Origin of the sequence: Hymenobacter tibetensis (genome assembly GCF_022827545.1) — a bacterium.
GTDB lineage: Bacteria > Bacteroidota > Bacteroidia > Cytophagales > Hymenobacteraceae > Hymenobacter > Hymenobacter tibetensis.
On record NZ_CP094669.1, the window covers coordinates 2,223,171 to 2,236,493 of the forward strand.

Consider the following 13,323-nt stretch of genomic DNA (forward strand, 5'->3'; position numbering starts at 1 on the left):
GTCAGCAGTGCGCTTCCCATTCAAATCTACAGATTATTCTATAATAAATAGACTATTCGATATAAAGGCAACACATGGTATAAGTCAATTATATTGTAATAATACAGTAAGCGCTGTGTGTATTCATAGTACAGCCAAACTTTAACACGTAATATGACAATTAAAGTATTGTAGCTATATACAAAATTATGTCTACTTACCTGTTTTAGTTTTGTACACTAAGCCAGGCCTATTACTGTTCCTGAAAACAGGTAAGCAGCACAGTAAATAGTCCTACCTATTTTATTGTGTTATGAGAATATGGTTTCTGTGAATATGTAATCGATTGTGAAGAACTCAAGCTTCGAACACGTACTGCTGCGCGGTTGGAAGCAAACTGTATCCGTAAAATGAAAATATGCAAATCACATGACTAGCCATACAGTTGTTGTGAGGCTTCACCTACACACAAAGCAGCGCAGTTTACATGTAGAAGGTAACGAAAAGAATTCACTAGGAGTGCGCTTACTAACGAGGCAATCGGGCGCTGAGGCCAATACCTACGTAAGCTCCAGTGGGTGCATATGTGGTGGTGCCAGGCCCATTGCCAGCCGAGACATCAAGGCGAAGGTTGGGAGCGGGACGCCAATAAAGGCCAGACGTAAGACCAGGTTTCCATCCTGTAGTGCGCTGCCAGGTGGTATACGTTTCAGTGAAGAAGCCGAAGTGCTGCCCCAAAGGACCATTCAGCGCCAAGGTGCCCAGATACTGGCCTCGGCTAGTATCAGCCGCTTTAAATCCCCGTTGCCGGAAGCCTAAGTTGGCCTCCAGTCCAAAACGCCGACCGAGCTGCTGCGAAACTAGCAGGCGTGCCGCAGGCTCATATACTTTGTTTAAGTACGAAGCATCGCCCGTACGAAGCGTCATCTCGGCCAAAACGGCAACCTGGGAGCGAGTATCCTGATTGGAAGAAGCAAGCATTTTAGCTCCAACTGTGAGCGGCGCAAAGCCTGCCGGTCCCGAAGAAACTGTTGGCTCAGCCGAGAAGTTGGGCTCTGAGCGAGCAGTAGATTGGAGCGCGTGGCGGTAGTTTTGCTCTACCCGAAACTCCATCAAGCCAAAAAATCCCACTCGCAGCAAGCCTCTCGAAAAAGCGGTGGGAGTAGTTGGGGCCGGGTGAAGCTGTAGCTGACTGCCCATATCCAACTGCACTTGGCCAGGCCGTAGTATGTTGGTGGTAACCGTCTGGCCGGGCCTGTCTGGGCGAATGTTGCGGATGAAAGGAGTGTCCGCATTATCGACATGTATATCGACGGTTTGAGCCAAAGAGCATACGGGTGCCGCAAGCAAAAAACTCGCGGTAGCAAGCAGGATGGATATACGCATGGCCTCCGGACGCTCAGAAGACCCGGAAAGTTCGTTCTACCTAAAAGCGGACGGCTCTAATAGCAACACCGGTAGTGTAGATACATGTATTTCCTTATATACTGAATTAGGTAGAGTGTGAACTATACGCAAACTGATCTAGGTGAAACATCCTTGATTAACAGAATATTACAGCCAAAGAACCAGAACAAGGGCAGCACTGAAGAATTATTATACAGCAGTATTCTCATAATAAATAAGAATTAAAGTTGTAAGCGTTGGCTTGTTGAATTGAAACCCGCTTCACCTCGTGCCGTATTGTTGTTTTAGGAGTCCTTATGTCAACGCGTCGACGGCCAGCTGCTTTGTTCGAGTTATTTGTTTTTTGATGCCCAATTCGTCTGCTCAACATCAGGCTATAGCTGATTTTCTGTACGAACACACCTCCGAGCTTGCCCAAATTGCTTGCAGCCAATTAAATGCTCGCTCGATGGGCGCAACAGACGCTGGCTTATTGGAAGAAGTGGAAAGCCATTTCCAGCCGTTGGCTGATGCCATACTCATGAACAGCGTGTCGTTGTTGGAGGCGCATCTAGAGTATTGCCGGTACACAAACGGGCCTACTCCCGAACGCGACGAGCAACTACGGCAACAGATTAATGCGCTGCGCCAAACCCTGAGCCAAGGCCTAACCATTGCGCAGTACAGTCTGACGCTTCCGTTCTTTTATGCGGGGCAAGAGGCACTCAACAAACAGTTGGAAGTACTTGTAGTAGGCGTACAGTCAGTACTCCAAGATCAAGCTCCTTTGGTAGAAGCCGCCCGGCAATACTTAGCTCGCCTGTTGGCTGGGCAGCGCACGGAAGCACTGGCCGGTATTCGGCAGGCACTGCGCGAAGGAGCCCACGTGCACGACATCTATCTGCACATTTTTCAGCCCGTGCAACGCGAAGTAGGCCGGCTCTGGCACAGAGGCGATATCAACGTAGCGCAGGAGCACTATTGCACGGCCGCCACCGAACTGGCCATTGCCACCTTACACTCCCAGCTGATGGCTACCCCACGCAACGGCCGCCGGCTGGTGGCCGCCACCCTGTCCGGCGACCTGCATGTGATGCCCCTACGTATGGTCAGCGACTTTCTGGAGTCAGACGGCTGGGATGCATACTTTCTGGGAGCCAGCACACCCGCCGCCTTTGTTTGGCAGGCCGTAGTGGCCCACCAAGCCGAACTGCTGGTAGTGGGAGCCTCCATGAGCCACCATGTAGGCCGCGTACGAGAGCTACTAGCCCAGCGCCCGAGCAGTTGTGCTGCCACTCGCGTAATGGTTGGCGGGGCTCCTTTCAACGCTGACCCACAGCTCTGGCGAGCCGTGGGTGCCGATGCCTGGGCTCCCGATGCCGTGGGGGCCATGGAAGAAGCCCAGCGGCTTTTCAGCGGCAAAGCAAAGCGCCGGGTAGTAGCGTAAGCGCAGCGTACAACCTAGTCGTCTTCGTAGTCGAGGCCCATGCACTGGTTCAAGGCCTGCTGCAATTCGCTGGCGGCGTGCATTTGTCCGGCTTGGCGGCTCACGCGCAATCCTTCCCGGTAAACTTTTTCGGCCTCATCTGGCTTTTCAAGTTGTTCGAGCAGCTTGCCCGCGTGGTAATACGTGCCGACATAGTCGGAGTGCTCCAGCAAAAGTTTTTGAAAATATTCCAAGGCACGGAGCGGCTCAGTCGCCTTGTACTCAGTCGCCAATGCGTATATCGTGAAGGGGTCGTTGGGCTCGTCTTGGTAGAAGGCCAAGAGCTGTTGCAGGCGGCTAGGTTGCGTTTCCATCAGGCAGTAGTTTTCAGTATCTTTGCCCCAAATTTGGGGCTTTCCCGTAGTTTATCCTCCCACTCAAGCAGCCGTAGATGAAGTTTCTCGTTTGCATCAGCAACGTACCCGACACGACCACCAAGATTGCCTTCACTCCTGACAACAAGGAATTCAACAAGGCTGGTGTCCAATTCGTGATTAATCCTTGGGATGAATACGCCCTTACACGCGCCATTGAGCTGAAAGAAGCGCAAGGCGGTGGCACTGTTACGGTGCTCAACGTGGGCGAGGCCGACACTGAGCCCAACATTCGCAAGGCATTAGCCATCGGGGCCGATGATGCCATTCGCGTGAACGCACATCCGAAGGACGCTTTCTTTGTGGCGCAGCAGATTGCCAGCGTCGCCAAAGAAGGAGCCTATGATGTGATTCTGATGGGCAAAGAAAGCATTGATTACAATGGTTTCCAGGTGCACGGCATGGTGGGCGAGTTGCTCGGCATCCCAACAGTAGCTCCTGCTATGAAACTTGACATGAGCGGCAACACGGCAACACTGGAGCGCGAAATCGAAGGGGGCAAGGAGATAGTGGAAGTGAATACGCCTTTCGTGGCTTCCTGCCAGCAGCCGATGTGCGAACCCCGCATTCCGAATATGCGCGGCATCATGACGGCTCGTACCAAGCCCCTGAAAGTGGTGGAGCCCACCGGCGACGCGCCTCGTACGGCCGTTTTCGAATACGCGCTGCCTCCCAAAAAGCAGGGCGTGAAGCTCATTCCAGCCGAAAATGCTGGGGAGCTAATCAAGTTGCTTCGTAACGAAGCAAAAGTTATCTAAAACTCAATTAGTAATTGATAATTAGGGATTACTAAGTAGCTGGCTCATAGTGCGAAGGGCGGGAGCTACCATCAGTTCTTGATTATTAATTCTTAATTCCTAATTAAGAAAGAAATGTCTGTTCTAGTTGTTGTTGAATGTGATGGCGGCGAGGTGAAAAAATCTTCGCTGGAAGTGGCTTCCTATGGCAGCCAGGTAGCCCAAATGTTGGGTGCCACCGCCACTGCTGTGGCAGTAGGGGAGGCCACCGAAGCCAACCTGGCCCAGCTCGGTGAGCAAGGCATCACGAAAGTGCTTTATGATGCGGAACCCCGCCTCAAAGACTTCGTGAACGGCGCTTACACCAAATTGATTGCCGCCGCTGCGCAAAAAGAAGACTCTAAAATAATTGTACTGGCCAACTCCAACATTGGCGCCTCGGTAGGCTCCCGCTTGTCGGTACGGCTGCAGGCCAGCTTGGCTACCAACGTGGTGGAGTTGCCCAAAACCGATGGTGGCAACTTCGTGGTGAAGCGTGGTGCCTTCTCGGGTAAAGCCTTTGCCGACGTGAAGCTGGAAGGCGAGCGGAAGATTATTGCGGTTAAGAAAAACTCTATCGAGGCGTTGCACGAAGCCGGCAAAACTGCGCAAGTGGAAAGCTTCTCGGCCCAACTCACCGACGCTGATTTCGCTGACGCTCCCAAGCAGGTTGTGATGCAGGACCAGGCTGGCGGTATTCTGCTACCCGAAGCCGACAAAGTAGTGTCTGGCGGCCGGGGCATGAAAGGTCCCGAGAACTGGAGCCTGATCGAAGACTTGGCGAAAGCCATAGGGGCAGCTACGGCCTGCTCCAAGCCCGTATCCGACGTAGACTGGCGTCCTCACCACGAGCACGTAGGCCAAACCGGTATCACGGTGTCGCCGAACCTGTACATTGCGTGTGGCATTTCGGGCGCTATTCAGCACTTAGCGGGCGTCAACTCCAGCAAAGTTATTGTGGTCATCAACAAAGACCCAGAGGCTCCGTTCTTTAAAGCAGCCGATTACGGCATCGTTGGCGACGTGTTCGACGTATTGCCGAAACTGACGCAGGCCGTAAAGGAACTAGGCTAGAAACTTAGGGACTTGAGAACCCGCGCGTTTGGCAGCAATAGCCGGCGGGTTCTCAAGTCTTTTTTCATTTCTTTTAGTGCGAGCCGGAAGCCTTTGTTTTCTTTGCACGTAGTAAGGCCGAAATACTAGCTTCCAAGCCCCAAAGTCACCTAGACCCTTGAAAAAAATACCGCTCGAAATCCTCGGCCTCTCCTCCAGCCAGTCGCAGTCCGGATCTTTTGCCCTCATTTTGGGCGAGAAAACGGGCAACCGCCGTCTGCCCATCATCATTGGTATGTTTGAGGCACAGAGCATTGCCATCCAAATTGAAAAAATAAATCCGAACCGGCCGCTCACGCACGACTTGTTTAAATCGTTCGCGGAGCACGTGCACGTAGCCGTGCTGGAAGTGATAATCTCGGACCTGAAAGAAGGGGTATTCTATTCGAAAATTGTATGCTCTGACGGAGCTACCACTTTCGAACTGGATTCCCGGCCTTCCGATGCTATTGCCATTGGCCTGCGTTTCGGAGTGCCTATTTTCACCGTAGAAAGTGTGCTAAGCGAAGCTGGCATCATCCTTTCAGAGCTCGACGAAAACGCCGAGGACTCCGACGATGAGGATGATGACGATGACGACGACAGCAACGACAGCGGTCCGGCCAAGCCCGAGCCGACTCCGCGCGATCCAAGCGGCCAAGTGTCGCTGGACGAGCTAACCAAAATGCTGGCGCAAGCCCTGGAACGCGAAGACTACGAGAAAGCCGCCAAGATCCGCGACGAGCTGAATAAGCGCGACGGTTAATCTAGCAACAAGTAATGTCTAAAAAACAAGGCCACCTCCGAAAGAAGGTGGCCTTGTTTTTTAGCCGTTGCAGAAGGTATTTGCTGGTACTTCATGTTCCTCCGAGTGCTTGGCCAACGTTGGCATGGTAGAAATAGTCGCCTAAGCCTATCGTGAAGATAAGGATGCCATATAGGGTGTGTTCCAGCCATACAAGGCGCAAAGAATACGTGCGGGCGTAGGTTTCGGCGAAGAGCCAACCGCCAATCAAGGTGAGCAGTACCGCGGGCCAGTTCTGGAAGACTAGATGCATAAAGGCAAAGGAGCCTGCACTGGCTAATAACGTAGCATACGCCCCGCGGAACAGCGGCCGGTAGCGGTTGAAAAACAAAGCGCGATAGATGACCTCCTGAGGGTAAACTGACAACAAAGGATAAGAAACCAGAACCGACAACCATAGCATAGGCTGCGTGCGGGGCATGTTGAACAGCTTGCCGGGTGTAAAGAAGCCGACCACAGCCAGGAGCAAGATGGCACTTACGGCAAAGCGCCAAAGTATTCGTTCAAACTGCCGCCGCTCGTTGCGCCCCACCGGACCACGCCACAAAGGCTGATAGTGCGGCAGGCGCCGCCGAACCAGCCACCATACGCCCCAGGCGGTAACAGCAACAAGTATGGCCAACAACACCAGCGGCTGCCACCAGATCCGCAAGGCCAGCGGCACTCCTACGAAGAGCACCAGCCACTCCACCCAGCGCCCCACTAGCGCCTTGTCACCCTGTTTGGCCGCCACGAGGTTCAAGTTCAATGCATTCATGCGGCCATGATAAAAGAGGTGCCTGCTAAGTATAAGCTACGACAGCCAGGGCAAATTGTTAAATGCGTAGACTTGCGTTGCCTAGCGGCTTTTCGCTAGGTCTTAGACTCGCTGTTATGCTAGCTTCCACTGATTTGCAATACCCCATCGGCCACCCGACGCTGCCTACTGGGCCGCTGGAAATGGGGGGGCGCACTGCGCACATTGCCCACATTGCTTTGTTGCCCGACCAGTTGCGCGCCGCCGTTACGGGCCTAAAAGCCGACCAGCTTGATACGCCTTATCGTCCTGGCGGCTGGACCGTCCGCCAGGTAATCCACCACTTGCCCGACTCGCACCTAAACAGCTACACCCGCTTCAAGCTGGCGCTCACCGAGCACAACCCCACCATTGCACCCTACGACGAGCAGGCCTGGGCCGAACTGCCCGATGTAGCTGCTGCGCCGCCTGCCGTATCACTAGCATTGCTGGAAGCCCTGCATATCCGGTGGACCATTCTGTTGCGCAACCTGAGCGCCGAGCAGTGGCAGCGTACCTTCTATCACCCCGGCTCGAAAAAGGACTTCACCCTCGATCAAGCGCTGGTCTTGTACGCCTGGCACGGCCGGCATCATGTGGCCCACGTCACCGAGCTGCGTAAGCGAATGGGCTGGTAGACGGTGGGGGCTGCCGAACAACTACAGCTACTCGTTTCGCTTTATAAGGCACCGCAACTACGGATCCTCTTCAACCAATAAGCCCCTGCCATGTCATATGGCAAGGGCTTATTGGTTGAAGAGGATCCTTGTGCAAAGACAAGGAGTACGTAATCAGGAGTTTTGCAGAGGCGAGGATTATACCTCCGACAGAGGCTCGTTGGCCAGAGCTTCAAGACCGCCTTCCGACTCTTCATCCACCCGTTTGGCGGCGCGGACGAGGCTGCTGCTGAAGATGAACTCGCGTAGCTCGGGCACTTTGGCGTTTAGGATCTGGTCTTTGTTGCCATCCCAAAGCTTTTCGCCTTTGTGCAGAAAGATAATATGGTCCCCGATTTCCACCACCGAGTTCATGTCGTGGGTGATGACGACAGTGGTAATGCCGTATTCGTGGGTGATTTCGTGGATGAGTTCGTCGATCTTGATGCTAGTGGCAGGATCAAGGCCGGAGTTGGGTTCGTCGCAGAAGAGGTAGGTGCAGTTGGGCGCAATGGCGCGGGCAATGCCTACTCGTTTCTTCATACCACCCGAAATTTCAGATGGCATTTTGTTTCCCGCATTTTCAAGACCTACGCGCTTCAGACAAAATTCCACCCGGTCGCGGCGTTCTTCCTTACTCATTTCGGGCGTCAGCATCTTGAGCGGAAACTCGGTGTTTTCATACACCGTCATCGAGTCAAACAAAGCCGACCCCTGAAATAGCATTCCAATTTTGCGCCGAATTTCCTGCCGGATGTCCACTTTGTTGTTGGTGAACACCGTGCCGTCGAACGTGATACTGCCCAAATCCGGCTTAATCAAGCCCACGATGCATTGCAGCAGCACGCTTTTGCCGGTACCGGAGCCACCTAGCAGCAGGTTACACTTGCCCGTTTCGAACGTGCAATTGATGCCCCGCAACACAGGGTTGCCATTGAAGGCTTTCTGAACATTATGAATCTCAATCATACGAGTAGAAGCGAGAAGCCGAGAAGTAAAACCATTGGAACAACAAATGTTCGGGTTTCAATTTCTAGTTTCTTATTACAAGAGGATGGCCGCCAAGGCGAAGTCGGCTAGCAAAATGGCAATGATGGAGTTGGTAACGGCTCCGGTGCTGGCTGCTCCCACTTCCAAAGCTCCCCCTTCGGTGTAGTAGCCTTTGAAAGCGGAAATTGACGACACCAAGAAAGCAAACACCACCGACTTGATAAGAGCGAAGGTGATGTTGTAAGGAATAAAGTCGCTGCGGATGCCTTCAATGTACTCGGAGGCAGAAATAGCGCCCGTGAGCGTGCCTGCTAAATAGCCACCCAAGATGGAGAGCAGCATGGCCAGAATCACAAGCAGCGGGAACATGAGGATGGCTGCCACAATGCGGGGCAGCACCAGATACGACGCCGAATTGATGCCCATTACTTCCAGCGCTGCCACTTGCTCGGTGATACGCATAGTGCCCAAGCCGCCCGCAATGCTGGAGCCTACCTTGCCCGCCAGCACGATGCTGGTGATGGTAGGAGCCAGTTCCAGAATTGTCATTTCGCGCACCATATACCCGATAGTGGACTTGGGAATGAGCGGACTGACTAGGTTATAGGAAATCTGGACGCACGTAACGGCCCCAATAAAGGCCGACACAATGGCTACAATAAAAACCGAATCCGTACCGATAAGAATACATTCATCGATTGTGCGGCTCCAAAGCACTGCAAACCGCTCTTTCCGAACAAGCATGCTCTGGATGAAGAGAAGAAAAGAGCCGAAAGTCTTAACCATAAGAAGAGAAGTGAGAGTAAAAGCGGAAACTTGCGGCGGAACGCCGAGGTAGACTTAATGGGCTGCCGTCACTTACGTAAAAAGCGCAACAGTAATCACGGAGAATGGAAAAATATGTTGTAGTAACGGGGGGAACAAAAGGGATTGGGCGAGCCATCGTCTTACGTTTCCTACGGGCCGGACGGCCAGTCGTTACCTGTGCCCGCTCGGCCGCTGACCTCAATGAACTGCAAGCGGCTGTTAAAGAAGAACTTGCGGAGGCTGTCCTGCATGTGCTACTTGCTGATTTGAGTGAATCCAAGGACTGCCAGCGTTTCACGGATTTTGTGTTGGGGTTGGAAGGAGAGGTAGACGTACTGGTTAATAACACGGGCGCTTTTTTGCCCGGAAGGTTGCAAGATGAGCCTGCCGATGGCTCGCAGCTACGCCAGATGCTAGCCGCCAACCTGCTCAGCGCTTATGATGTAACCCTGCCGCTGCTCCCTGGCCTCATTCAGCGGCGCCAAGGGCACATCTTCAACATCTGCTCTACGGCCAGCATCACGGCCTACCCGAACGGTGGCTCTTACGGTATTGCCAAGCACGCTCTGTACGGCCTGACGCGCAATCTGCGGGAAGAGTTGAAGGAGCACGGAGTCCGGGTAACGGCCGTGTTGCCGGGCGCCACACTCACCGCTAGCTGGGCCGGCGTAGACCTGCCAGCCGAGCGCTTCATTCAAGCCGATGATGTAGCTGAAGCCATTTTTTCCACTTACAGCCTCTCGCCGCATGCCGTGGTAGAGGAACTGCTTATTCGGCCGCAACTTGGGGATATTTGATGCCAGTATTTAGCTAGTGGATAACTACCACCAGCCAGGCCTACGGCTAGTTGCCTGGCACGAGCTTACCCTTGCCGGTTACTTGAACTTCGACGCCGGAAGGACTGCCCGTGTAATGGACGGTGCTGGTGCCGGCATGATAGCCGGTTAGCAGGCCAGAGGTGTTGACGTACACAGCTCCATCGGCGTACGATGAAAGGTTGAGGAAACACTGATCCTTGATGCGAAGATTGGCGGCAAAAAAGCGGCCCAGCCCGCCGCCACTGAGCAGCAGCTCGTTGGTTTGGCCTTGCAGGTTGATGTCGCCTAGTTCGTACTGATCGAGCAAAATGCGCTTGCTATTCAAGTTCAGGTCGAAGTCGCCGGCGCCTTTTAGGTGCAGGATCAGCGAATCGACTTGAAACTGGCCCTCGGTGCGGATGTTGCCTTGCCCATACAACGAGAGGTCTTGGAACGTGGGCAGGTGCAGCACCACTTCGTGCGGCACCGAGTAGCTGCGGGCCCAATTGCAGGTGCTTTCGTTGCTGATATAAAGATGGTCGCCCCGGACTTCCGCTTTCAGGTCGGCTTGCAAGTGGGAGCCGGTGCGCACCTCAGCATACGTTTCGGTGTCTTGCACCAGCGTAACGTTCACGTTTTCGGTGGCGGTGATGTAGCGGAACGCTGGCAGCTCGCGCCGCTCGGTCGTTACGTCGCCGGCACTTTTCAAGCAGTCGTTGGATGAGCAGGCCATTAGGGAGGTCGCAAGCGACCCTCCTAGCAGAAGTACACGTAAAACCCGCCGCAGGCCGCTAACTTGCGGAAGCAATCCAATCCGAATCATCATCTCACAGCTATGGAACTGAGCGGCAAGGTAGCCATTATCACAGGGGTCAGCAAAGGTATAGGGCGGGCTACCGCCGAGGCGTTGCTGGCCAAAGGGGCCATAGTAGCTGGCTGGGGGCGTACAGCGCCGGAAGGAATTACGCACGAGCGGTTCCAATTTTTCGAGTGTGATATCCGCGACGAAACGTCGGTGCAGGAAGCCTGCATGAATACTCGCCGGGAATTGGGTGCCGAAATTCACGTGCTAGTCAACAACGCCGGCATTGGCAATTTTGGGCCGATTGATGGCTTTTCTTCCGAGGGCTGGCACGCCATGTTTGATACCAACGTGCACGGAATGTTCTACTGCACGAAGGCGGTGCTGCCCTACATGAAACAGCAGCACGAAGGGCATATCGTGAATGTAGGCTCTCTGGCGGGCACGGCGGGCACGGCTAACCTGGCAGGCTACTGCGCCACCAAATACGCCGTACGTGGTTTTTCTGATGCCTTGTTCAAAGAAGTGCGGCCCGATGGCGTACGCGTAACGTGCATCATGCCGGGCTCGGTAGAAACCAACTTCAACGGCGCTGAACCAGGCCAAGAGCCCAATCCGCACATGATGCAACCCGAAGACATTGCCGCCGCCATTGTGCACGCCCTGGAAGCCCCCGCAGCCGTGATGGTATCTGAAGTGCAGATGCGGCCCACGCAGCCAAAGTAAGCTCACAGGGTAGCGCGAAGCTCCAGCCTCGCGTATCGTTGAACGATTCAGCCTACAGCATTGTGCTATCGTTCAACATCAGCAACGATGCGTGAAGCTGGAGCTTCGCGCTACAGCATATGGTAGAAGTTCAACACTTAAGTAAAACCTTTGGCGCTCAAACCGCCGTGAATGATATTTCTTTCACGGTTGGGAAAGGCGAAATCTTGGGGTTTTTGGGGCCGAACGGAGCAGGCAAATCCACAACCATGAAGATGGCCACCGGGTATTTGCCCCCCTCGGCGGGCACCGTTCTTATCGAAGGCTACAACGTGCTGACGGCCCCGTTGGAAGTGCGCCGCCGGGTAGGGTACCTGCCCGAGCACAACCCGCTATACCTGGATATGTACGTGCACGAGTACTTGGAATTTATTGGCTCGGTGCACGGCCTGCGCGGCAGTGAGGTACGGCGGCGTGTGCCACAGCTGGTGGAGCGGGTAGGCCTCGGACGGGAGCAGAACAAGCAGATTGGCGCTCTATCGAAGGGGTACCGGCAGCGGGTAGGGTTGGCACAAGCCCTCATCCACGACCCTGGTGTCTTGATTCTCGATGAGCCAACCACCGGCCTCGACCCCAACCAGATTGGCGAAATTCGTAACCTTATCCGGGAGCTGGGCCAAGACAAAACCGTCATTTTCAGCACGCATATCCTCCCTGAAGTAGCCGCTTTGTGTAGCCGGGCCGTCATCATCAACCGCGGCCAGCTCGTGGCCGACTCACCTGTATCGGAGCTAGGCGCACGCGCCAAAACCGAAACCGTGATTCGCGCCGAGTTCGAGCAGGCTATTGACACGGCGTTGCTGCAAGCCTTGCCGGGCATCAGCCACGTGGAAGTGGAAACCGGCAACACCTACCGCATCCGAGCCACTGCCGGCACCGACCAGCGCGGCGCTATTTCGCGGCTGGCCGCCCAACACGGGTGGGTGCTACTTGGGCTGCGGCAGGAAGAGCAGTCGTTGGAGAAGGTGTTCCAGTCGTTGACCAAATAAGTTGTTGAGGGGTTGCCCTGGTACTAGACCAGTCGTGCCACGACCTGTCTTGACCATCAGCCAGTTAACGATTCAACAAGCAAGATAGATGTACGCCATACTTCGTAAAGAATTCAACTCCTTCCTTAACTCTCCAGTGGCCTATGTGGTCATTGGGGTGTTTTTGGTTGCTACGGGCCTGTTTGTGTGGGTCTTTCCAGACAGCTCGGTGCTTGAGTACGGCTTTGCCGATTTGCAGACCCTGTTCAACATGGCGCCCTGGATTTTCCTGTTCTTGATTCCGGCCATTACTATGCGCACGTTCGCCGAGGAAAAAAAGGCCGGCACCATCGAGCTGCTGCTCACCCGCCCGCTCACCGATGGGCAGATACTAGGAGGGAAGTACTTGGCGTGTCTGCTGCTAGCCTTGCTGGCGCTGTTGCCCACGCTACTCTACTACTACTCGGTGTACAAGCTCGGCAATCCGGAAGGCAATATCGATTCGGCGGCTACGGTGGGGTCCTATATTGGGTTGGCGCTATTGGCAGCGGTTTTTGCGGCTATTGGCCTCTTCGCCAGCGCTATCACCCGCGACCAAATCATTGCCTTCCTTGTAGCTGTGGTGGGGTGTTTTCTGGTGTATTCCGGCTTCGATTCGCTGGCTTCCGTGTTCGATGGGGCACCCGCTTACTACATCGGTCAGCTCGGTATTGCGGCCCACTACCGCGACATCAGCAAAGGCCTCATCGACTCCCGCGACCTGACGTATTTCCTTAGCTTGATTATCGGGTTGCTGTTGGCTACCAAGCTGGTGCTGCAAAGCCGCAACTGGTAACACACGCTAGCCTTACAATTGAAATCAGCC

General features: G+C 54.3%; 15 protein-coding genes. 9 read left to right on the top strand and 6 right to left on the bottom strand.

Features of this window, described 5'->3' with window-relative positions; genetic code table 11:
• Positions 1-507: 507 nt before the first annotated feature.
• Positions 508-1,305, bottom strand: coding sequence for a transporter (locus MTX78_RS08790; protein ID WP_243801804.1), 798 nt, complete (start codon positions 1,303-1,305; stop codon positions 508-510).
• 427 nt (positions 1,306-1,732) lie between these two features.
• On the opposite strand from MTX78_RS08790, the gene MTX78_RS08795 reads away from it, so the two are divergent.
• Positions 1,733-2,812, top strand: a complete 1,080-nt coding sequence (locus MTX78_RS08795; protein WP_243801806.1) for a cobalamin B12-binding domain-containing protein — start codon at positions 1,733-1,735, stop codon at positions 2,810-2,812.
• 14 nt (positions 2,813-2,826) lie between these two features.
• Here the strand turns inward: MTX78_RS08795 and MTX78_RS08800 are convergent, their stop codons facing one another.
• Positions 2,827-3,165 (bottom strand): tetratricopeptide repeat protein, encoded by a 339-nt coding sequence (locus tag MTX78_RS08800; protein ID WP_243801808.1) that lies wholly within the window; start codon positions 3,163-3,165, stop codon positions 2,827-2,829.
• A gap of 77 nt (positions 3,166-3,242) precedes the next feature.
• On the opposite strand from MTX78_RS08800, the gene MTX78_RS08805 reads away from it, so the two are divergent.
• From MTX78_RS08805 to MTX78_RS08815, 3 genes are all read left to right on the top strand, one after another.
• Positions 3,243-3,983 carry an electron transfer flavoprotein subunit beta/FixA family protein gene (locus MTX78_RS08805; protein WP_243801809.1) on the top strand — a complete coding sequence of 247 codons (741 nt, stop codon included), beginning with the start codon at positions 3,243-3,245 and terminating at the stop codon, positions 3,981-3,983.
• Between the two features lie 114 nt (positions 3,984-4,097).
• Positions 4,098-5,075: an electron transfer flavoprotein subunit alpha/FixB family protein gene (locus MTX78_RS08810; RefSeq protein ID WP_243801811.1), complete on the top strand. Its 978-nt coding sequence runs from the start codon at positions 4,098-4,100 to the stop codon at positions 5,073-5,075.
• A gap of 157 nt (positions 5,076-5,232) precedes the next feature.
• Positions 5,233-5,859, top strand: a complete 627-nt coding sequence (locus tag MTX78_RS08815; protein ID WP_243801813.1) for a bifunctional nuclease family protein — start codon at positions 5,233-5,235, stop codon at positions 5,857-5,859.
• A gap of 91 nt (positions 5,860-5,950) precedes the next feature.
• Here the strand turns inward: MTX78_RS08815 and MTX78_RS08820 are convergent, their stop codons facing one another.
• Complete coding sequence (locus tag MTX78_RS08820; RefSeq protein ID WP_243801814.1) at positions 5,951-6,655, bottom strand: CPBP family intramembrane glutamic endopeptidase; 705 nt, start codon at positions 6,653-6,655, stop codon at positions 5,951-5,953.
• 116 nt (positions 6,656-6,771) lie between these two features.
• Between MTX78_RS08820 and MTX78_RS08825 the strand changes: the two genes are divergently transcribed.
• Positions 6,772-7,311 carry a YfiT family bacillithiol transferase gene (locus MTX78_RS08825; protein WP_317258939.1) on the top strand — a complete coding sequence of 180 codons (540 nt, stop codon included), beginning with the start codon at positions 6,772-6,774 and terminating at the stop codon, positions 7,309-7,311.
• 177 nt (positions 7,312-7,488) lie between these two features.
• Here the strand turns inward: MTX78_RS08825 and MTX78_RS08830 are convergent, their stop codons facing one another.
• Together MTX78_RS08830 and MTX78_RS08835 are read right to left on the bottom strand one after the other, a co-directional pair.
• Positions 7,489-8,298: an ABC transporter ATP-binding protein gene (locus MTX78_RS08830; protein ID WP_243801816.1), complete on the bottom strand. Its 810-nt coding sequence runs from the start codon at positions 8,296-8,298 to the stop codon at positions 7,489-7,491.
• A gap of 75 nt (positions 8,299-8,373) precedes the next feature.
• A complete protein-coding gene (locus MTX78_RS08835; RefSeq protein ID WP_243801818.1) occupies positions 8,374-9,105 on the bottom strand; it encodes an MlaE family ABC transporter permease in 732 nt (243 codons plus the stop codon).
• Between the two features lie 104 nt (positions 9,106-9,209).
• Here MTX78_RS08835 and MTX78_RS08840 point away from each other — a divergent pair, with 104 nt between their 5' ends.
• Positions 9,210-9,923, top strand: a complete 714-nt coding sequence (locus MTX78_RS08840) for an SDR family oxidoreductase (RefSeq protein ID WP_243801820.1) — start codon at positions 9,210-9,212, stop codon at positions 9,921-9,923.
• Between the two features lie 46 nt (positions 9,924-9,969).
• On the opposite strand, the gene MTX78_RS08845 is transcribed toward MTX78_RS08840, so the two are convergent.
• Positions 9,970-10,656 carry a GIN domain-containing protein gene (locus MTX78_RS08845; RefSeq protein ID WP_243801821.1) on the bottom strand — a complete coding sequence of 229 codons (687 nt, stop codon included), beginning with the start codon at positions 10,654-10,656 and terminating at the stop codon, positions 9,970-9,972.
• 102 nt (positions 10,657-10,758) lie between these two features.
• Between MTX78_RS08845 and MTX78_RS08850 the strand changes: the two genes are divergently transcribed.
• From MTX78_RS08850 to gldF, 3 genes are all read left to right on the top strand, one after another.
• A complete protein-coding gene (locus MTX78_RS08850) occupies positions 10,759-11,451 on the top strand; it encodes an SDR family oxidoreductase (RefSeq protein WP_243801823.1) in 693 nt (230 codons plus the stop codon).
• 119 nt (positions 11,452-11,570) lie between these two features.
• Positions 11,571-12,479, top strand: a complete 909-nt coding sequence (gene gldA, locus MTX78_RS08855; RefSeq protein ID WP_243801825.1) for a gliding motility-associated ABC transporter ATP-binding subunit GldA — start codon at positions 11,571-11,573, stop codon at positions 12,477-12,479.
• Positions 12,480-12,567: 88 nt separating this feature from the next.
• Entirely contained in the window at positions 12,568-13,293 is a 726-nt protein-coding gene (gene gldF / locus MTX78_RS08860) for a gliding motility-associated ABC transporter permease subunit GldF (RefSeq protein ID WP_243801827.1), read from the top strand.
• The last annotated feature ends 30 nt before the right edge of the window (positions 13,294-13,323 follow it).